The organism is Pseudomonas sp. SH10-3B, assembly GCF_019891415.1.
Classification (GTDB): domain Bacteria; phylum Pseudomonadota; class Gammaproteobacteria; order Pseudomonadales; family Pseudomonadaceae; genus Aquipseudomonas.
In genome coordinates this window covers 69,946-89,145 of record NZ_JAFLXD010000028.1, presented here as the reverse complement: position 1 = coordinate 89,145, position 19,200 = coordinate 69,946, and the positions used below count along the sequence as shown (strand labels likewise).

At 58.1% G+C, this 19,200-nt stretch carries 19 protein-coding genes; 4 read left to right on the top strand and 15 right to left on the bottom strand.

The window, feature by feature from the left end; translation table 11 throughout:
- Positions 1–184: 184 nt before the first annotated feature.
- Positions 185–820: a LysE family translocator gene (locus tag J1G35_RS20170; RefSeq protein WP_223015834.1), complete on the top strand. Its 636-nt coding sequence runs from the start codon at positions 185–187 to the stop codon at positions 818–820.
- Positions 821–867: 47 nt separating this feature from the next.
- On the opposite strand, the gene J1G35_RS20165 is transcribed toward J1G35_RS20170, so the two are convergent.
- The 7 genes from J1G35_RS20165 to J1G35_RS20135 all read right to left on the bottom strand — a co-directional run bounded on the left by J1G35_RS20165 (position 868) and on the right by J1G35_RS20135 (position 6,202).
- A complete protein-coding gene (locus J1G35_RS20165) occupies positions 868–1,473 on the bottom strand; it encodes a hypothetical protein (protein ID WP_223015833.1) in 606 nt (201 codons plus the stop codon).
- Positions 1,470–2,042: an RNA polymerase sigma factor gene (locus J1G35_RS20160; protein WP_223015832.1), complete on the bottom strand. Its 573-nt coding sequence runs from the start codon at positions 2,040–2,042 to the stop codon at positions 1,470–1,472. Before J1G35_RS20160 ends, J1G35_RS20165 begins: the two co-directional genes overlap by 4 nt.
- A 47-nt stretch (positions 2,043–2,089) precedes the next feature.
- Positions 2,090–3,712 (bottom strand): VWA domain-containing protein, encoded by a 1,623-nt coding sequence (locus J1G35_RS20155; protein WP_223015831.1) that lies wholly within the window; start codon positions 3,710–3,712, stop codon positions 2,090–2,092.
- Positions 3,713–3,857: 145 nt separating this feature from the next.
- The gene (locus J1G35_RS20150) at positions 3,858–4,508 is read right to left on the bottom strand and encodes a DUF799 domain-containing protein (RefSeq protein WP_053135441.1); all 651 of its coding nucleotides are present in this window, start codon (positions 4,506–4,508) and stop codon (positions 3,858–3,860) included.
- Complete coding sequence (locus J1G35_RS20145; protein ID WP_053135437.1) at positions 4,505–4,867, bottom strand: DUF4810 domain-containing protein; 363 nt, start codon at positions 4,865–4,867, stop codon at positions 4,505–4,507. The genes J1G35_RS20150 and J1G35_RS20145 overlap by 4 nt, the downstream gene beginning before the upstream one ends.
- Before the next feature lie 29 nt (positions 4,868–4,896).
- Positions 4,897–5,577, bottom strand: coding sequence for a CsgG/HfaB family protein (locus tag J1G35_RS20140; RefSeq protein WP_053135434.1), 681 nt, complete (start codon positions 5,575–5,577; stop codon positions 4,897–4,899).
- Between the two features lie 43 nt (positions 5,578–5,620).
- Positions 5,621–6,202: a hypothetical protein gene (locus J1G35_RS20135; protein WP_053135431.1), complete on the bottom strand. Its 582-nt coding sequence runs from the start codon at positions 6,200–6,202 to the stop codon at positions 5,621–5,623.
- 172 nt (positions 6,203–6,374) lie between these two features.
- Here J1G35_RS20135 and J1G35_RS20130 point away from each other — a divergent pair, with 172 nt between their 5' ends.
- Positions 6,375–6,986, top strand: a complete 612-nt coding sequence (locus tag J1G35_RS20130; RefSeq protein ID WP_082340995.1) for a hypothetical protein — start codon at positions 6,375–6,377, stop codon at positions 6,984–6,986.
- A gap of 16 nt (positions 6,987–7,002) precedes the next feature.
- A complete protein-coding gene (locus J1G35_RS20125) occupies positions 7,003–7,590 on the top strand; it encodes a hypothetical protein (protein WP_223015830.1) in 588 nt (195 codons plus the stop codon).
- A 134-nt stretch (positions 7,591–7,724) separates the two neighbouring features.
- Here J1G35_RS20125 and J1G35_RS20120 read toward each other — a convergent pair whose 3' ends face one another.
- The 7 genes from J1G35_RS20120 to J1G35_RS20090 form a co-directional block, all read right to left on the bottom strand.
- Positions 7,725–10,310: an autotransporter outer membrane beta-barrel domain-containing protein gene (locus tag J1G35_RS20120; protein WP_223015829.1), complete on the bottom strand. Its 2,586-nt coding sequence runs from the start codon at positions 10,308–10,310 to the stop codon at positions 7,725–7,727.
- 355 nt (positions 10,311–10,665) lie between these two features.
- On the bottom strand, positions 10,666–11,100 hold the full coding sequence (locus J1G35_RS20115; RefSeq protein WP_223015828.1) for an RDD family protein: 435 nt from the start codon (positions 11,098–11,100) through the stop codon (positions 10,666–10,668).
- A gap of 90 nt (positions 11,101–11,190) precedes the next feature.
- Entirely contained in the window at positions 11,191–11,607 is a 417-nt protein-coding gene (locus J1G35_RS20110) for a hypothetical protein (RefSeq protein WP_141156434.1), read from the bottom strand.
- The gene (lepB, locus tag J1G35_RS20105) at positions 11,604–12,389 is read right to left on the bottom strand and encodes a signal peptidase I (RefSeq protein WP_223015827.1); all 786 of its coding nucleotides are present in this window, start codon (positions 12,387–12,389) and stop codon (positions 11,604–11,606) included. Before lepB ends, J1G35_RS20110 begins: the two co-directional genes overlap by 4 nt.
- A 121-nt stretch (positions 12,390–12,510) precedes the next feature.
- Entirely contained in the window at positions 12,511–13,053 is a 543-nt protein-coding gene (locus J1G35_RS20100) for a hypothetical protein (RefSeq protein ID WP_053135409.1), read from the bottom strand.
- 102 nt (positions 13,054–13,155) lie between these two features.
- Positions 13,156–13,554 carry a hypothetical protein gene (locus J1G35_RS20095; RefSeq protein WP_223015826.1) on the bottom strand — a complete coding sequence of 133 codons (399 nt, stop codon included), beginning with the start codon at positions 13,552–13,554 and terminating at the stop codon, positions 13,156–13,158.
- 2 nt (positions 13,555–13,556) lie between these two features.
- A complete protein-coding gene (locus J1G35_RS20090) occupies positions 13,557–17,747 on the bottom strand; it encodes a hemagglutinin repeat-containing protein (protein ID WP_347709463.1) in 4,191 nt (1,396 codons plus the stop codon).
- Positions 17,748–18,157: 410 nt separating this feature from the next.
- Between J1G35_RS20090 and J1G35_RS20085 the strand changes: the two genes are divergently transcribed.
- Entirely contained in the window at positions 18,158–18,415 is a 258-nt protein-coding gene (locus J1G35_RS20085; protein WP_027608116.1) for a hypothetical protein, read from the top strand.
- A 207-nt stretch (positions 18,416–18,622) separates the two neighbouring features.
- On the opposite strand, the gene J1G35_RS20080 is transcribed toward J1G35_RS20085, so the two are convergent.
- Positions 18,623–19,198: a hypothetical protein gene (locus J1G35_RS20080; protein ID WP_133822175.1), complete on the bottom strand. Its 576-nt coding sequence runs from the start codon at positions 19,196–19,198 to the stop codon at positions 18,623–18,625.
- Between the last annotated feature and the right edge of the window lie 2 nt (positions 19,199–19,200).

The window sequence follows — 19,200 nt, the reverse complement described above, 5'->3', positions numbered from 1 at the left end:
CCCAACGCGGGACAAGCCCGCTCGCCACAAGTGTGGTGTTCGCCCTTAACTGACTGCCTCGGGCCCGAGCCACCTGTATGGCGTTTTGTCAGCCGATCTGTATCTAACGCGCGCCCTTCTCCCGCCCTACCATCAGGCGCATTCAACCGGCGCAACGACGCGCTCTACCTACAGGAGTGAACCCATGCCCGAACTGTCGAGCCTGCTGGCGTATGGTCTGATTTCGCTCGGGATGGTGCTGACGCCCGGCCCGAACATGATCTATCTGATTTCGCGGTCGATCTGCCAGGGGCCGCTGGCCGGGTTGATTTCACTGGGCGGCGTGGCGCTGGGTTTCGTCGTGTACATGCTGTGCGCGGCGCTGGGTATTACTGCGTTGCTGATGGCGGTGCCGTATGCGTATGACGTGCTCAGGCTCGGCGGCGCGCTCTACCTGCTGTACCTGGCCTGGCAAGCGGTCAAGCCCGGCGGGCGCTCGGCGTTTCATGTGCGTGATTTGCCCAGGGACGGTCCCCGCAAGCTGTTCATGATGGGGTTTGTGACCAACTTGTTGAACCCGAAAGTCGCGGTGATGTATCTGTCATTGCTGCCCCAATTCATCACCCCCACCGGCCACGGCAGCGTGCTGACGCAATCCATCGTGCTGGGTTTTACCCAGATCATGATCAGTGTGAGCGTCAATGCGGTGATCGCCATCATGGCCGGTTCCATCGCGACGTTTCTGGCGGCCAAGCCGGTATGGCAGCTGGCGCAGCGCTGGTTGATGGGGACGGTGCTGGCAGGTCTGGCGGTGCGCATGGCTTTTGATGCGCGGCGTTGAACACGGGCCTTTAGGGTCATACCGGTGGCCCGTGCTGTCTTTTGTGGTCAGTGCTTGCGCAGCGCCTCCAGCCGCGCCGGCAGGTCTTCTTCGGGGAAGCGCGCGTGCAAGGCCAGCAGTTTTTCATCCGCGGCTTTGCTTTCACCCGCTTCACGCAAGCGCACGATCGCCTGTAACTCTTGCTCCAGCGACGGCAACGCTGACGGCGCGCGCTTGCGGAGTCTGGCGCTGGATTCATCTGCCATCGCACCTGCAATTTCAGCCTGAACCGGTGCACTTTCAGCCTTGGGCGCGGCGGCCATGCGCGCCATCGGCGCGGGTGCGGACAACGCTTGCGGCGCCGGGCGGGCGGCTTCCTCGTGCAGGGCGGAGAAGGTCGCCGTGGAGATGTCGGGTTGCGGCACTGGCGAGCGCGTGACCACGCCAATCATCAGCGCCAAGCCGGCCACGGTGGCGAATGCCATTTGCCAGCGCGGGCGTTGGCAGGCGTGCAGCCAGCGTTGCCACAGACTCGGTTGCGGCGCCGGGGCTTCGCGGCGGGCGGCGTTGAGGATGAAGGCGTCGAGGGACGCGGGCGGCTCGCCGGTGCTGTGTTGACGGTAATGCTGGATCAGCACGTCGTCGGTGTCGGGAGTGGGTCGGGAGTCGGTCATGCAAGTATCTCCTCGGCCAGCAGGCGGCGCAGTTTCTGCTGGGCGTAACGCAGGCGGCTTTTTACGGTTTCCAGCGGGGCGCCGGTGAGGGCGGCGATTTGCGGCACTTCGAGCTCGCCGTGCAGGCGCAGCAGGAAGACTTCGCGCTGGTCTTCGGGCAAGTCTTGCAGCGCGGCGTCGAGGCGCGCCTGGTCGCGGCTCAGGCTCAGCTGTTGCTCGGGGCCGGAACTGTCGTCGGCCTGGGCGTGCAGTTGCTCATCGTAGCTGTCGTGCAAGGGGTTATGGATGCCGTGCTTGCGCCAATGGTCGATCAGGCGGTTGCGGGCGATCTGGAACAGCCATGTACGAAAGCTCGCCCGGCCTTGCGGCTGAGTGCTGCTGCGGATCAGGCTGAGCCAGGTCTCCTGGTAGATTTCCTCGGCCAGTTCGGCCTTGTTGCTCAGGGACACGAGGAAGCGGTAGAGGCCTTGGCGGTGCCGCGCGTACAAGGCTTCGAACGCAGCGGCGTCACCGGTTCGGTAACGGGCCAGCAGCGATTCGTCGCTGGGTGGATCATCTGGAACAGCCATGCAGGGGGCGAACTCCTTTTATAAATTTAACGCTGTTGCGTTCAAGATCAGGGTTTCAGGCTTTGGGCCAGTTCCAGCAGTTGCACGAACTCGTTGCGCAAACCAAAGGGGTCATCGCCCCGGGCCGAGCGGGCCAGGGCGGCGGTGTCCTTCAAACTCATGCTGCCAGTGTAGCGGCCATCGCCCTTGAGCTGTTGGGCGAAGGCGGCCACCGCCGCCGAGAAGCGCAGGTCGTCGCTGGCCTGGGTGACTTCCTTGCTGATCGGCCGTTCGATCAAGCGGCTATCACCGCCCGTGGCAGGCTTGTAGCGCACGCGTAACATCGCCAGCTCATTGGCGCCGCCTTCAGCAGAGGGCGCGCGGGTGTAGCGCAATGGCTCCGACCAACCTTTCTCGCCCTGCGGCACAATTTCATACAGCGCGGTCACGGTATGCCCTGCGCCAATCTCGCCGGCATCGACTTTGTCGTTGTTGAAGTCCTCACGCTTGAGCGTGCGATTTTCATAACCCAGCAGTCGATATTCGCTGACCTGTGCCGGATTGAATTCCACCTGCACTTTCACATCCCGCGCGACCACCGCCAGGGTTGAACTGAGCTGCTCCACCAGCACCTTGCGGGCTTCGCGCAAGTTGTCGATATAGGCGTAATTACCGTCGCCGGCATCGGCCAGTTGTTCCATCAGGTGTTCGTTGTAGTTATCCACACCGAAACCCAGGGTGGTCAGGGACACGCCGCTTTTACGCTGGCGGGCGGCCATTTGCTTGAGGCTGTCGAAGTCGCTGACGCCCACGTTGAAGTCGCCGTCGGTGGCCAGCAGGATGCGGTTGATGCCCTTGTCGATAAAGCCTTCGCGGGCCATCTGGTAGGCCAGTTCGATGCCGGATGCGCCTGCCGTCGAACCGCCGGCGGTGAGTTGATCAATGGCATTGCGGATCTTGGCCTTGTCGCGACCCGATGTGGGCTTGAGCACCACGCGGGATTCGCCGGCATACACCACCAATGCAACCCGGTCCTGATCACGCAACTGGTCCACCAGCAATTTCAGGGTGCTTTGCACCAACGGCAAGCCTTCGCGGCGGTCCATGGAGCCGGACACATCCACCAGAAACACCAGGTTGGCCGGCGCCAGGTCCGCCACGGCGCGGTCAGACGCCTTGATGCCGATGCGCAGCAGTTTCGTGCGCGGGTTCCAGGGTGTGGCGGCGACTTCGGTGGTCACGCCAAACGGTGAGCCGTCGGTGGGCAAGGCGTAGTGGTAGGGGAAGTAGTTGACCATTTCCTCCAGTCGCACAGCGCCTTCGGGCGGCAGGCTGCCTTGGTTGAGGAAGCGTCTGACGTTGGCGTAGCTGCCCGTGTCGACATCCACACTGAAGGTGGACACCGGCTTTTCGGCCACCCGATGCACCGGGTTGTCCGGCAGGTTGGCGTATTGCTCGCGGGGTTCGCTGCGATAGTCCATCGCCGCTGATTCCTGCATGCGCATTGGGGCGGGCATTGCCATGCGTTTGACCAACGCGCCCTGGACCGGCGCGCTTTGCAATTCGGCGACGGGCTCAGCCGGTTTGGCCAACTCTGGGGATGAGGACAGCCCACAACCGGCCAACGCCACCACCATGGTGACGGCAAAGCCTTGGGCGGCAGGACGCAGGAAAAACAGAAGGTGGGACATGGGCTGAACCTCGTGAATGAATGATCCGTTCACAAGGTCAGACGCAAGGTGCGGGATGTTCGGGTTAACCCTGATTCAAATAACACAGACATTCAAATGTGGGAGGGGGCAAGCCCCCTCCCACATTTGAACCGAGGCGATGAACTCAGTCCGTGCCGTACTTCGGGTTACGCGGGCCGTACAGGATCCCGGCGCGTTGGCCCGGCGTCAGCAGGCGTGCACTGGTGATGCCGGCAATCGGGTGCGCCGCATCGGTGGAGCTGTTGATCACTTGCTTGACCGCCGCGGTGATCAGCATGCCCACCAGGCCGCCGCTGTTGTTGTTGCCTTCCTCGCTGGACGCCCGCGCCGAGCCGGTCCACAGGGTGGTGCCGGTGCGCAGGTCGACCAGTTTGGCCGAGGCCGTCACGGCGGTGTCGCTGGAGATCAGCATGTACTTGGTGCCGTACTCGCTGACGGTGATATACAGCGCCGCGTCCGCGCCGAAGATGTCATGCAGCTTGGCCACAGGCAGCGCCTGGATATCGTTGGCGGTGGTCAGGCCGTTCTGGCGGAAGGTTTCGTCCACCAGGGCAATCGGCAACACGTAGTAGCCGGCTTCGGCCAGCGGGTAGGTCACTTGCGAGACCAGGCTGTACGAGGCCTGCACTTCCGGCGACTCATTGAGCGGCGGCAGTACCAGGATCGACTTGGGCCGCGCCTGTTTGTATGCCGTGTAGTCAATGGTCTTGGGCGCTGCGCAACCGCCGAGCAAAGCCAGGGCCAGCAAGGCGCCAGTGAGTTTTAACAGGCTCATTTAGTGGCCACTCCGGTCTTGGCGTTTTTCAACAGGAAGTCCATGTACGAGGCAGACTCGGGGAACAGCGCCTTCTCGGTGCGGAATTCCTGCACCATCTGGTCATCCTTGCCCATGCTCAGGTACAGCATGCCCAGGTGCGCGTGGTAACCCGGCGGCGCTTTGCGGCCACTGGCGTTGATCTTTTGCAGATCGCGCTCCAGTGCCTCGACCTGCGCTTCCTTGGGCTCGCCCTTGAAGTACTCGTAAACCTGCGGCTGGTAGCTTTCCCATTGATACAGGGGCTGGGGCGCCGTGTGGCACCCGGTCACTACTGCGATTGCTGTCAGCATCAGCGCCAACTTCACTGCCTTGCTCATCCTTGTACTGCTCCTTGAAGTGCGGTTGATCAGTTGCGCGGATTCCAGGCGCCGGCGTTGATGCCGTCGACCAAGCGGTTGATCGCTTCGCGCATGGCCAGGTCCAGGACCTTGCCATTAAGGGTGGAGTCGTAGCTGGCGGTGCCGCCGAAGCCGACCACTTCACGGTTGGACAGCGCGTATTCACCGGCGCCCTGGGTGGAATACACCACTTCGGAGGTGCTGATGTTGACGATGTTCAGTGCGACTTTGGCGTAGGCCACTTGGGTCTTGCCACGGCCGAGGATGCCGAACAGCTGGCGGTCGCCGGTCTCTTTGCGGCCGAATTCGGTCACGTCGCCGGTCACGACGTAGTCAGCGCCCTTGAGCTTCTGCGCGGTGCCTTTGATCGCGGCTTCCTGGGAGATTTCACCCATGTTGTCGCGGTCCAGCACGCTGAAGCGGTTGGTCTGCTGCAGGTGGGTGATCAAGATGGTCTTGGCCTGGCCACCGAGGCGGTCAACACCATCGGAGAAGATGCCGCGCATGTAGCTGGAGCGGTTGTCGAACTTGCCCACGGCGATTGGCACGCGTACGCCGGAATAGGCGACGTTGGCGCTGGCGACCTGTTCCACCGGCATGGCGCGGTTGCTCTCCGTGGCGCAACCGGTCACGGTCAGCAGCGCTGCGGCGGTGAGGCCCGACAGCAGGATTTTGGACAGTGTGTTCACGGGGTGCTCCTAAATGGGGGGGAATCGGGTATGGCAGTTGACGCTAGCGAGACGGAATATCGCGTAGGTCGTCGACGATGAAGTCGCTTAGCCCACTAGTGAAATACCGCTCGACACTGGAGTTACCGCTGTTGGTTACAACGCCGGCAAGGGTCCTCCATTGTTGCGGCTGGCCTCGCCAGTTGCTGGGCTCCAGGCTGGGGCGGTTCTGGGCGAAGTGCAGCACCTCGGCACCGGCTTTCTTGACCTTGACCTTGTAGCCAAAATCGATGCTTTGAAGGATGGTGCCGTCGTCAATCAACAGGTTCGAAAACCCACCATTGGAGTCGATGATATGGCGCACATAGACGACGTCGACATCCAGCAAATAATCGGCGCTGTCTTTACTGGTTGCGTAACGCTTGGCTTTGAGCAAGCGGTTTACCAGATCGACGCCGAGCTCCTGGCGAACTTTGTCATCCGACATGAAGTGCTTACTCTTGCCCTTCACCTCAACGTTGAAGGTGTCGAGCCAGTAAGTAGCAGTCTTCGGAATCGTGACCGGCGCCGGGGAGATGTAGTACTCCGGCTTGGAGGCGCAGCCCGCCATGAGGCAGGCGACGAGGAATACGGCAAACATACGCATGTCTGAATTCATCCCTGAAAGTATCGTGCTTTAAACAATCGCGGCATTTTACGGAGTTGAGAGCGCTTCTCAAGGTGTTTCGTCGGATGCCGTGAGGTGACGCACATTCCCTCAAGTTATGCGGATACGGGTCGAGACAGTAACTTGGCTTGCTCACTTATAGGGATATTGCGTGCTTAACACTCTGCTTCGGGCTACAGCCCTGGTCGCCGCGCTGTCGATGACCGGCTGCGTTTCCTACACCGTCACCGGCCCTATCGCCGCCCCGCTCCACCCGGTATCTGTCAGCAGCCCGCGCAGCGCGCAAATCGCCGATGTGACGGTGAGCGCCGCCGATGTCAACGAAGCCAACAAGGCCGCCATCAGCAGCTCCCTGACTGCCCAGATCACCCAATACGTACGCACCGGGGGTTACTTCAAGCAGGTCACCGAGTATCCGGTACGCCTGGGCGAGCAGGACGTGACGCTCAAATTCAACATGACCGCCCTCAAGGGCCATCGCGCGCCGCACCCGGCGTACGTGCCTGGCGCACTGCTGACGCTGACCATCTGGATCTGGGTCAACGGCCCGATCTACGTAGACAGCTTCGAGGTGGCCGGCGACCTGGTGATCGTCGACCGCAACGGCAAGGAGCTGGCCAAGGCCAAGGATTCGATCAAATTCGAACACAACGTCGGGCTTTACAGCGGCCAATATTGGGCACCGTCGATGGGCGGCCAACAGCTGACCAAACTGGTCGGGCAACTGCTCGACACCGCCACCGCCAACCTGGCTAAACCGTAATTTCAAGGAGTGATGCATGAAAGGATTGATCAAACACAGCCTGGTACTCGCCGCCGTCCTGCTGACCGGCTGCGTGTCTTACTCGCAGCACGAATTGCCCGCCGTACAGCCCTGGCCACCGACCGCCAACGCGCCGGCGCAAAAGCCCACGGCGTACGTGCACACCACCGCGCAAAACCACGTCAACGGCGGCCCAGGCAACGCGGCAGTCGGCGCCCCGGTGGCGCTGTGGGAAAAGGCCGTGGCCGATTCGTTTCGCCAGTCCAATCGTTTCTCGCGGGTAAGCACTGACAAGATCGACTCGGATATCTACGTCGATGCCACGCTGCACAACAACGAACAGTTCAGCATGGCGTTGACGATCATCAGCGGCGTGACGTTCGCCATCATCCCGACTACGGCGAAGAACACTTTCACCCTGGAAACGGTGTTCAAGGACAAGGACGGCAAAGAGTTGGGACGGGTGAAAAAGAGCGAATCGGTACGCACCTGGATACAGCTGCTGTTGATCGTTGGCATCCCGTTCCAGGCGGACACGCGGGAAGTGGTCGAAGCGCTGACGCGCAGTACGCTGGACGAGGCGGTGCAGCGCAAGTTGCTGTAACCCGGCTGCTGTGTGAATGGCGCTAATTGTGGCAAGCGGACTTGCCACAGGGTTCAAGTTACTGAGCGACAGCGCTAAGTCGCAGATTTAGCGCTGTCGCACGCAACACTTACAGCGGACCTCCTTGACGGGGTTTAGAACGCGTACCGCGCTTTTAGCATCACGCCATCGGCATCAAAACCACTGCGCGCCTGGCGGGTGTAGCTGGCGCCGACGCTGAAGTCCGACACCTGGTAGTTCACGCCCACGCTGGCTTCGTAGCTGTCACGGGCTACCGACGCACCGGTCACGGTAAACGCTGAACCACCGGCCACGAAGCTGGAGGTTTGCGCCACGCGATCACCCATCAGGTCGTGATAGGCCATCAACGTCGCTTCCGGCTGCAAGCTGCCGGCACCCATCGGCAGGTTGCCGGCCAGGCGCAGGCCCGCGCCCAGCTCACCCACTTCATAACGCTGCGAACCGGTGCTCAGTGCCGCCGAAGAGCCTTTCTCGTCGTAGCCATCCATGCGCACGCTGGAGTAACGCGCGGCCACACGCGGCTCAATCACCACCGCTTGCGACGGCTTGAAGCTGTAGCCGCCGATCACGCTGGCCGACAACACATTGCTGTCGTAACTGCCCTTGGCCGTGGTGCCGGCGATATGACGCTTGCTGTCGTTCTGGTTGTGGCCGTAGCTGAGGCTGCCGTCGACAAACCAGTTTTGCAGCGACCAGTTGCCATACAGCGACAGCGCGTGACCTTCGACGTCGGTCTTGTTGCCCAGGTCGGAATGGATGTTGGAATTGAGGTAGCTGTACGCCACGCCCAGGGTGGTGGTGTCGTTCACACGACCGTCCACACCCACCGCCATGCCGCTGCTGTTGGCCGAGTAACCGTTGTCACCGCCACGACCGTCCTGGTCCATGTTGCTGCTCAGGCCCTGCACCCACACGCCGCCGACCTGGTGGCTTTCACGCTGGTCGGTGAGGCGATTGAAGATCGCGCCGTTGACCACGGTTTGCCCCGACAACGCCACGTCGAGGGCGCCACGGTTGACGTCCGGCTTGAGCTGATCGCCGATCCGCGCCAGTTGCTCTGCAGTGCCGGCGTTGGCCAGGGCCTGGAAGACTTGATCGTCTGCGCTGAGGTTACTCAACACACCGTTCTTGAAGGTGTTGACCGCCGTGACCGCCGCGCTGGTGGCGCCCACGCCAGCGAGATCCGCCTGGACTTGCTGGTCGGCCTTGACCGCCACCACGGTCTTCACCGTCTGCGCATCGGCCGAGTAACTGAGCACGTCGAGCAGAGAGGAAGAACTGGCCACGGACAGGCCGTTGTCTTGCACGCTGGTGGCTTGCAGCAGGGTGTATTCGGTGCCGTTATTGGTGCTGGCGAAGTCGCCTGGGTTGGCGCTCACGGTCAGCTTTGACCCCTGGGCGAAGTTGGCGGCGCCGTTGACGGTCAGGTACGGCGTGGTCGGCACAACGCTGTCGGACAGGTGCATATCAATGCCGGCGCCATTGGCCACATTGAGGTTGCCGGTAATGGCGGTGCCAGGGGCCGAGAGGTTCAGCGAACCCGAGTTGACCGACACCGGTGCGATGATGCGATTACCGGTGAAACCGGCCTGGCCGTCGATATTCACGGCGCTCAGGTTGAGCATATCGCCGATGATGTTGCCGCCGGTCCAGTTCAAGGTTGCCAGGTTGCGCGCATCGATGGCGGTGCCGGAATTGCTGCGAATTTCGCCGGCTTGCTGGTTGATTTCGAACGGCGAGGTTTGGTCGGGACCGACCAGGATCGCCGTGCCATCGGCGGTGATTGTGCCTCGGTTGACGATGCCGCGCGAACCGCTCGCACTGTTCTGGGCAAAGGTTGCCTCCAGAAACTGGAAGGCATTGGCGTTGGTACCCTTGGCCTCAAGCGTGCCGGTGTTGAGGATGTAATCGATGGTGCCGTTATAAAAAAATATGCCTTGGGCGTCATTGCCGTTGGCAGAAATCAAGCCGCTGTTCTCGATACGCAGCGGGCTGGTATCCGTTTCCACTTCGATGCCCCAAGCGCCTTCACCCGTGGCCTTGATAGTGCCGGAGTTGAGGATCTTGCCGCCGATGGTGGTGGGGGTGTTGTTGTCGCGATCCAGCACGATGCCAATCGCGCCTTCGCCGGCCATGTCGATCAGACCGGTGTTGGACACATCGCCGCCGATGGTGGTGCCGTGCAGGTAAATCCCCTCGCCCCCGCCGATATAGAAAGGTGGCGGTGCGGGCGCCGAAGGTGCCGTCGAAATGATGGTGCCGGAGTTGATCACGCTGCCACCGATGGTGGTCCTGCCGATCTCAAGACCCTCGTCGCCACCGTTGTTCATCAGGATATTGCCGGCCTGTACCACGTCACCGGTGACAGAGCCTGGGCTGAGGTTGGGCGGGCCGGTCCAGAACATCGGGTCCAGGGCAAAGCCTCGCACGGTGTAGCCGTCGGCATTCAGCGTGATGTCAGCGCGGTTGATCAACGAACCCTGGATATGGGTATCGGCGACACCCAGCCCGGCAGGGGGCGAATTGTTCGGGGTGGTGACCTGAGTGGTCTGCCCGGTGAGGATCAGCGACTCGTTGTAATTCTCGCTGACGAACTGGGTTTTGCCTGCCCCTAGGTCAACTTCCACCGCCAGCACCTGCGTGCTGATTGCGCCGACCATGATTGCCAACAGGCTTTTCTGGAACTGCTTACGCTTCATTTCTGACTCCATGAACTACAGGTCAAAGCCGCCAACAGGCCCGGCGGCAGTAGGTGTATCGAGTGAAGGGATCAAGGGACTCGGATGCATCTCCCGTCGCACATGCCTGATACGCAGGCACGACCATTCGCACCGCGAGAGGCAGTGGCGAACAAGGGAGTAAGGGGAAAAAAGCTCACATCAATCCTTAATGTTTTTGAAAACGCTGCAGTCCATGCAGCCCTACCGCGCGTGGGTGGGCGCGGTAATGACCTTCAAATGTATGAAAAGGTTCAGGATTGTGTCGGAAAGTTGTGTAGTCGATCACATTGCGGAGTGTTTGAAGGGTGCGGGCGGCCCGCCCAGGCCGCCCTGCTCAGGTATTGATGACAATCGTCTTGGCCAACATATCGCCCAAGCGACGACGCAGGCCGAACAGTACAAAAAGACCGTCCAGCACACTGAACAGCATCTTCGGAAAATTGCGCAGGAACGACTGGAACAGCGTGCAGTTCGTGGGGTACGGGTAACCCACCACGGCCGTGCCGCATACCCGCTTGCCCAAGCTCTGGCCATTGGGCAAGGCATCGCAAAACAAGTAGTACCCGAAGGCTGAAAACAGCAGCACATAGTGGAGGGCATCAAACAATGCCGGGCCTCCTGCAGAGCCCAGATAGAAATAGGCGTAGTCCAGGTTTCGGTTCAAAAACAGCAGGAAAAGCACCACGGCCATATCGATGAAATAGCCGAGCAGGCGCTTGCCTGGGCTGGCGAGGTTCCAGGTGCCTGCGGCCGATACTGATTCGCTCATACAGTCATTTATCCAAAAGTCGAAGAGATGTCATTGAGGCCGGCACACGTTGTACATGCCCGCTCGCGTCCATACGCGGTGGCTTTAACCTCATGGCGTTTGTGGCTGTTCTGAATGTGAACGGGCGCAGATTTGCTCCCACCCTTTCTCAATCGTGCCCGTGTACTTACCGCACGACGCGCCCTTTAACTGAGCGTCCATAAAGTCCTGCTCCGGCCCGACCCACAACAGGCCAACCAGATAGGCCACCCCGGCCGCAAACACCAGCAACGCCGATGTCCGAGTCAGCATGAATCGCAACGTGGCGGCGGCGGTTCGAGACCGTTCAAACACACACGCGAACAACAACCCGATCCCACCCCAGACGAAACCCGCCGCGGCCGTGCCCAACCAAGACGAATCACGATAGAGGTAGGCCCAGGCCAGGATGAACGCGATGGCGCTGACGCACATCAGCAGCAGGCACAGCCACTGGGCGATCCGACAGCCGATACTCGAAAAGCTCATGGAAACGTCGTCCCGATACGCGCTCGTTCATTCGAGAACCAGATGCCGGAGACCTTGCCCACCACATCATCAAGCGCAACCTGGCCCATGAAGCGGCTATCGTTGCTGACATCACGGTTGTCGCCCAACAGGTACACATGCCCCGGCGCTACCTGGAGTGGCGCCAACTCAAGGGAGTAGTCCTTTTTGACGCGCTCAGCCGGTGCGTGAAACAAACCCAGGTTCTCACCGTTGCGGATCAGTTCGCCATTGACGATGGCCAGAGTGTCACCACCGATTCCCGCCACCCGTTTGACCGCCTCGGTGCCATTCCAGCGATACACCACGATATCCCCCACGTTGGGATCGCCAGCCCGCAGGTCCGACATGATGTAGTCGCCAATCGACAACGTCGGAACCATCGATCCCGACGGAATGTAATAGTTTTTGAAGCCCAGCAACGGCACCCGAAAGACGTCCAGCGTCAGCACCAGGATCACCACCACACCGACGTAAAGAGCATGGAAGCGTTTACGCGGCACATTGGGCGGACCGCTATAGCGACGAGCCAACACGGCGGACACGATGGCAGAGGTCAGTTTGACCGTGATGACGAAAGCGAAGAATGCATACAGCCCAAGGGGTGTGGTGACCAACCCCAAGGCACCCATCAGCACGACCCCGCCGAGCAACAACGCTGCGACCCGGATACCCCACTGCGTGCGGCCTACATACACCAAACCCCAGCCGGGGATGAGGCAGGCCATCAGGAAGGCCTGGAGGGAGAATTTTGCGGGTTTCATTGATCGTCCTTAATAATGTAAATGCTGGCGCCGCGCATATTACTGCTGGGCTCGCCAATCCACGTAACCTTTAATCGCTGTTAACTGGCTAAGGATTGTGACGGTGGTCTGACCCTGATTCTTAAAAAGTTATATACACCCCTTTTTTTTCGTCTATCGCCTGCTCAAGCATTTTTTTAAATTCTCTAACAGCCTCAAACGCATCATCTGAAACTTTTCCTTCGACCTCCAAAACCCTACTTAGGCTTTCGCTCACTTCATGTTGAGCCTGGAAGTAAGAACCCATTTTCCCAGGATCAAAGAAATTTGATCCCGAACCTAACGGCGTACCTAAAAAAGGCGAGAAGCCTAATTTACCTTTATCAGAAAACAGCTCTTGAGAAATACTCCACCATAAGCCAAGCCCTCGGTCATCAGTAGGCGAATAATATTTCGTAAGTGCGAAATCCCCATACTGATGAACGTCCTTGCTTTCAATCATATCTTCCCAGCCATCCTCTAACGCAAAACCTTCATATGGATCAACTAGAGACTGCCTATTAGAAACAATGAAATCCCGCATCTGGTCGATACTTCCCGAGCGCAAACAGCTCTCCAACAACGGCTTAAGTTCACGATTGAAACTATCAATATCAAAAATAAATGCTTTATGCTCATAACTCATAATTACCACCTGATTTTATGGCAAAAAATTTAGCGAGTAACAATAGGGTCAAACCACCAATATACATTGGCACACTAATCGTTATCTGACCCCTATTTTCTCCTATTTCATACTCGACCTTGTGTACCTGTCACAGACTTCGGAGTAGTTAAGCGTCACCGCATTAACGTCATCTACAACACAATTCCATTTCTTGCCAAATTCGTATGCCAACCATAAATACATCTCCATCGAGCCTTTCGAATGACCCAACTGCATTTCGATCATTGTCTTAGGAGGGGCACCCAACAAATTTCCCCAATCGAGAATATCTTGCGAATCATAAAAATTCATAAATTTTTCGGAGTTGAGTAATGAAATATACAAAGTGGCCTCGTCCCAATTCAATATTCCACGATTACGTTTTCCGATACTAACGACTCCGCCTATAGAGTGGATAAAATCAGCAAACGCATCTTCATCAATTGCCACATCCGATATAATTGAAGCTGAGTCGCTCACGATTACAACCCTCCTTTTTTGGCACCATACTCGAACAGTTCGTCGACACTATTAATTACTTTAACCCCTACCTTTTCGTAAGCTTTGATCTGCTGCGGCTTAACCACTTTCGGAGCAAAAAGTATGACCTCCTTACGATCAGGGTTGAGCATAGTGTTATTTTGTAATTTCTGTAACTGTTCGATTTTTCCAGGCTTCGGACTGCTGGCAATTTCAATGATAAAGCGAGGTGTTTCAGCATCAATCTCGCCAATGCCAACAGGCTTCCCATCAACAAAACCAGACCTGAATTTGCTTTGATAATCCAAAAGCATCCCTTTTTCGCTCAATGCCCTTCCAACTTGTCCCTCTAATACCTCTCCCATCACATTTGATTTAAGCGCCCAGTCAATTTCATTATCAAATCTTCCTGGAACAACCGTAAGAGGTCTCCCGGCCAGCCCGGCTTCGCTATCAACTGTGCCAGCCCAATTTTTGCCCACACTCAGCTCACCGGACTTAGCTGAAGCCTTTGTAGCTGCTCCCAATTCTGCTGCGCCCTCAGCCCCCTTGGCTAGCCCTCCTAGGTTGCCTACCGCACCTGCTCTGCCCGCAGGAATCATCGCCAACGCAAACTCAGCAGAACTCTTTGCCGCCAACCTGGCCCTGGCGACTTCATCGCCTTGGAGCAGATACAGGAAACCCTGCGCTTCGTCGTGGGTATTAGCCTCTGGTCCACGCCCAGATACCAAAGCGACTAACCCATTGGCCATTCGCGAGCTGACACCGGGGAAGTCGGTAACAAGGCCCATGCCAAGCGCCCAGAACCCACGAGCCGTATTCGCTGCCCCCTCACCCAATCCCTGGGGAATTCCTGTTCCTGCGCCCTCCAGCAGATCGCCAAGCGACGAGTTATAACCAAGGTTTTTCCGATAAAAGTCGTGTTGCTGGTTCACGACGGGATCCAACTTGCCGACTAGGTACTCTTCATTGATCTCAGATTTGTTGTAGCTGCCGGAATTATTGACGCGATAGTCCTGAAGTAAACGAACAGTTTCGTCAGGCGTATAAGTCTTTTTCGCACCGGCGATAACAGGCACGTCACCCATTTCAACTCGCTTGCTGTAGCTATCCCCTAAGGGCGCTAGCGCGATCCCCAAGTATTTGAGTGTGAGTGGATCCGGCTGATCCTGATGAGCGCCAACGACTTTGTTCCAAGTCGCATCGACGTAGTACACAAGCCCTCTGGCCAAGCGCTTCTCAGCCTCGGCCGTAGTGATCCCGGCCTCAGCCGCCAACGCACTGACTTGTGTCTTCAGCGCCATAACTTCCGCAGGGTGCATCTGACGGTTGAACATTTCGACTTTGGCCGCACTGTTCCCTCCGACTGCAGCCCCGGACAGACCAGCACCCGAGCCCGCACCAGCGCCGATGCCTGTAGCGATCAGCACGGAAATGGCGTCTCGGTTCTGTCGCTCAACAATGGTGTTTTTCAGCGCATCCGTGACAATAGGCGTCAAGGCCGCAGAAGCTCCCGCGCCCAACGCGCCGCTCTGCACACTGCCACTGGACAGCCCCATAGCCGCGCCTGCCAACGCGTGCAACATCACACGTGCCGCACCGCCTTCAGCCCAAGCCGCCCGAGTGGCCGCATCTGCCTTCGGATCAGTCGCGCGTGAGTGGGCGTAATCACCAATTTTGTTGAAGATATCGCTGGAGGCCGTGTTGGCAACGATGCCAACCGTCGTTCCAACAGGTGCACCACCCAGCCCTGCCGCGATCAAACCAGTAGCAATGTCAGCCATTAACTTCTTGTCGCCACCGACCTGCCAGCGCTTGGCTTCCGCATAAGCGGCATTCGCTGCGAGCACCGTTCCAGCGGCATCCGGCGAACCGGTTTCGGTCTGGGTTTTGGCTTTATCGGCCAGTGCTTTCGCCTCATCCGCCTTCGCCTTGCCCACCGCACTGATCACCCCACTGGCCAACTGCGCCGAGCTTTGGATCAGGTCAATACGCTCTTGCATGGCCTTTTCATCAGGCCGGTCGAGTTTCTGATTGGCATTGGCGGTATCGCGATTCAACCCCACCAGGTCATTGGCACCTTCGGCATTGCGAACCACAATCGTGCCTTCGCTGACCGCGCTACGGGTGTAGCTATGGTCTTTCTCCTTGAGCGCTATCGGGATGCTGCCGCCCATCGACGCACCGCTGGTACTGCTGGAAGACACCGAAATACCAGCAGACTGACTTTTGATCTCGCTGACATTCTTGATATCGCTGACGATCAGCCGATCCGTGCTGAGCCGGTTCTTATCAGCTGACGCCTCACTGGCAATCACCGCGCCTTGCAAGGTGGTGGTCTTGCCGACATTGATGTCGTAGCCGCCCGTGCCCGCATACAAACCGCTCTGGTCGGTCACGCCCTTGTAGTCGCTGTTCATATTCGCGGCGGCAAGGTTCGCCGAGCCCGCTACGGTAGAGCCATAGCAGAACGGAGGGACGCAGATACTCGCGCCGAAACCTGCGCTGCTCTGTTTGCTGCGCGACGACTCGGTGTCCTGGAGGGAGATGATATTGAGGTTGCCGCCAATATCTGCCTTGATACGGTCCGCACGAACCTGGGCGCCTTTGAGGGTGGTATCGCCACCGCTTTGTAACAACAGGCTGCCTGTATCGAGGGTGCTATTGACCTGAGTGACGGAGTTACCGTTGCCATTGTTCTTGGCACCCTGCGCTCCGAGGTCGAGGGTGAAGCCGTTTTGCTCGCCAATATTGAAGCTGGCGCCAATGGCGGTTTTATTTTTCGACCCTTCGTTTTTGCGGTCGGTGGTGTTCTGTGCGCTTTGCATCAACACATCGTTTTTGGCTAACAACAACGTGTTGGCGGCTTTCAAGCTGCTGCCGGTGATCTGGATATCACCCTGAGTACCCGCCGCTGCGCCCGTGGCAACGATCGACAAGTCTTGCCCTGCGTTGAGCGTGCTCTGCTTGGCGGTGACACTGTTGAGTTCGCTGCCGTTCTTGCTGCGGTTATTGGCCAGTTCAGTACCGATCTTGATCAGCGAACCGTTGCCGGGCGTGCCGCCGGTTTTGTTTTTGAAGCCGGAGCTTTGCGCATTGGCGTCCGAAGCCTGGCCATTCAGGTTGTAGGCGGCGAGGGCTGCCTGGGCGATTTTGACTGCCTTGAGTCGTGGGTCATCAGCGCTACGGGCCGCTTTGACGGCGTCGCGCATGCTGGTGGCGGTGTCCACTACCGAGCCCGCGATCACGCGCCCAACCGCCAAGCTCTTGGAACTGTCCTTACTGGTCTGACTGGCCGTCTCCACCCCCGAAGTAACGGTGACATTCGCCCCACTCAACTCCATGTTCTTGGTGCTCACCAGATCACTGGCCACCACCTTCAACTCACGCCCCGCCGTCAACGACACATTGCCCGCGCTCGAACCAATAGTGCTGCCGGTCAAGGTCATTTCATTGGCTGTGCCGTTGTGCTTCGAGCTGTTGATGTACAGCTTCTGGTTGCCGGTCATGTCGTCCAGACCGAGCTTGTTGCCGGTCAGCACGCCGGTGAGGTCGCGATTTTTTTCCTTGTGCATGTCGGTGCGGGCGAAGGTGTTTTGCGCCGCGTCGATGGTCAGGTCGCGGCCGGCCTGGACGGCGAGGTCGCCGGTGCTGACCAGGGACGAGCCGGTGACCGTGGCATCGCGTTTGGCGGCGACCGTGACGGTTTCGCCGGAGACCATGCTGCCCATGGCGGTGGTGCGTTTTTCGTCGACTTTGTCCTGGACTTTGCTCGACTTGAGGCCGCCCCAGCTGCTTTTGCTTTCCTTGCGTTCGTGGCGGGCGCTGTCGGCGTTACTGACGGCGAGGATGTTCACGTCCTGGCCGGCCGCCAGTTGCGTGGCGCCTTTTTCAGCGGTGACGGCACTGCCAGCCAGCAGCAGGTCTGCACCCGCCACGACGGTGCTGTTTTTGCCGGCGCTGACGAGGCTGCCGACGTTGTTCACCACATCGGTTTCATCCAGGCGGAATTTTTTGCCCTGGGAGGTTTTCTTGGTCTTGCTGTAGAAGCTGTAGTCCTGGTTTTCGGCGGCTTTGAGCTCGAGGTTTTTGCCGGATACCAGGTAGGCCTCGTTGCCGGCATTGACCTGGCTGGCGACCAGTTGCAGGTTCTGCCCGGCGCTCAGGGTGGCGTCGCCGCCGGCCTTGATCACGCTGGAGACTTGCTGGACGTGGTCTTCGATGCTTTTGATTTTTTCGAGTTGTAGGTCGAATGCTGCTCGTTGGCTGCCGCGATGGCGTTGAGGTTGGCGCCGGCTCGCAGGGCGACGTTGGCCTTTTGATGCCTTGCGTGTTTTTACGCTGAGGACTTATAGTCCGCCGGTCGTCCAAAAGGGCGATCGGATTTGGCGATCCGTTGACCGTATGCGAAAGCTTTCTGCTTGCTTGCAGGGGTTTCCGTACCCGCATCGCTGCTTTATGGCAGCTGTGCGCGGGAGACCTTCGGGTCTGCCGGAACTCGGTCCCGGTTCGCCAACCTGCGTACAGCTGTCACCCATTCGTTTGGCGACGATAGGTGACAGCTTTCATTACATCGACCGAGGCTTTACCTATGAATAGATACATGCCGCTTACAGGCCATGACTCAACCATCCCCGCGCTGGTGATCGACACGCAAGCGCCCCTAGATGTTCTCTATGATGCCGCCGCGTATCGCATTCGTGCGGTGACTCAGTTTTTGGAGAACCTCGCGTTTCGGGAAGAGATCAGCAGTGATGCGATTGTGCTTCACGATTTTGCGCTGTTACTGGCAATTCCGCTGCGAGATGGGTGTGATTTGCTGGATGTGATTGGCCGGAAGTTGAACTCAAAAATTTCATAAATAAAATGGGCGGTTATTTTAAAAACCGCCCAGCTTAAAAACTTCCCAGACAAATGAAATAAAAAAGCCAATTGTTAAAGAACGTAACACCTCCAGATTTGCTTCTCCACAAGCATTCAAACAAAAACGTGGCCTGCCCCCTAATGGATAGCGCAATCACAGTTACGACAAACGACACAGTGAAATACTTGCACGTCACTGCACATCTTATTTAGCCTTTATTAATTGCATCCAATAGTTATATGTCTCTCGAAGCCGACCTAATGTCTTTGATCCATCAGCAATAGCGCACGCGAATGCATGAGCAACTCTTACTGGATTGGTAGGCAGCGAGCCAGATGCGGATATAACAGGCTGCCCGTAATCCGCCTGTTTCTTATTACCTTTTAACTGACTCCAGCTCAGTTCAGGGTTATTTCGAACCGCCACTTCACCATAATACATTCCAACTAAAACAGCCAAAGACATTGCCTCTTCGGATAGAACAGGTGTGTTCAAATCAGCCGTGCCGGCAATTGAATCATTTCCTGTTTCGTTAACCGTTGATGACAGTTGCTCTTTATAAATCCGTGAAGCTAACCACTCAGCCACACCATCTAAAGATTCCGGGGAAAAATCCGCGTTCCAGCTTTCATATCCCGGCGTATGCCAAACAGCTTGAATTAACTCATCTAAACAGTAGGGTTTATTAAGCATAAAGAGTTCATAAAAACTATTTAGCTCTTTCGAATTCATAGATGAAAAAAAATCTGTGACTGGCGTATAGGCGGTTGTAAATTCCATAA

Bases quoted from the DNA above. Each gene is read 5' to 3' on its own strand.
- J1G35_RS20170 (WP_223015834.1), top strand. From the start codon at position 185: ATGCCCGAACTGTCGAGCCTGCTGGCGTATGGTCTGATTTCGCTCGGG.
- J1G35_RS20165 (WP_223015833.1), bottom strand. From the start codon at position 1,473: ATGACCGACTCCCGACCCACTCCCGACACCGACGACGTGCTGATCCAG.
- J1G35_RS20160 (WP_223015832.1), bottom strand. From the start codon at position 2,042: ATGGCTGTTCCAGATGATCCACCCAGCGACGAATCGCTGCTGGCCCGT.
- J1G35_RS20155 (WP_223015831.1), bottom strand. From the start codon at position 3,712: ATGTCCCACCTTCTGTTTTTCCTGCGTCCTGCCGCCCAAGGCTTTGCC.
- J1G35_RS20150 (WP_053135441.1), bottom strand. From the start codon at position 4,508: ATGAGCCTGTTAAAACTCACTGGCGCCTTGCTGGCCCTGGCTTTGCTC.
- J1G35_RS20145 (WP_053135437.1), bottom strand. From the start codon at position 4,867: ATGAGCAAGGCAGTGAAGTTGGCGCTGATGCTGACAGCAATCGCAGTA.
- J1G35_RS20135 (WP_053135431.1), bottom strand. From the start codon at position 6,202: ATGCGTATGTTTGCCGTATTCCTCGTCGCCTGCCTCATGGCGGGCTGC.
- J1G35_RS20125 (WP_223015830.1), top strand. From the start codon at position 7,003: ATGAAAGGATTGATCAAACACAGCCTGGTACTCGCCGCCGTCCTGCTG.
- J1G35_RS20120 (WP_223015829.1), bottom strand. From the start codon at position 10,310: ATGAAGCGTAAGCAGTTCCAGAAAAGCCTGTTGGCAATCATGGTCGGC.
- J1G35_RS20115 (WP_223015828.1), bottom strand. From the start codon at position 11,100: ATGAGCGAATCAGTATCGGCCGCAGGCACCTGGAACCTCGCCAGCCCA.
- J1G35_RS20110 (WP_141156434.1), bottom strand. From the start codon at position 11,607: ATGAGCTTTTCGAGTATCGGCTGTCGGATCGCCCAGTGGCTGTGCCTG.
- lepB (WP_223015827.1), bottom strand. From the start codon at position 12,389: ATGAAACCCGCAAAATTCTCCCTCCAGGCCTTCCTGATGGCCTGCCTC.
- J1G35_RS20100 (WP_053135409.1), bottom strand. From the start codon at position 13,053: ATGAGTTATGAGCATAAAGCATTTATTTTTGATATTGATAGTTTCAAT.
- J1G35_RS20085 (WP_027608116.1), top strand. From the start codon at position 18,158: ATGCCGCTTACAGGCCATGACTCAACCATCCCCGCGCTGGTGATCGAC.
- J1G35_RS20080 (WP_133822175.1), bottom strand. From the start codon at position 19,198: ATGGAATTTACAACCGCCTATACGCCAGTCACAGATTTTTTTTCATCT.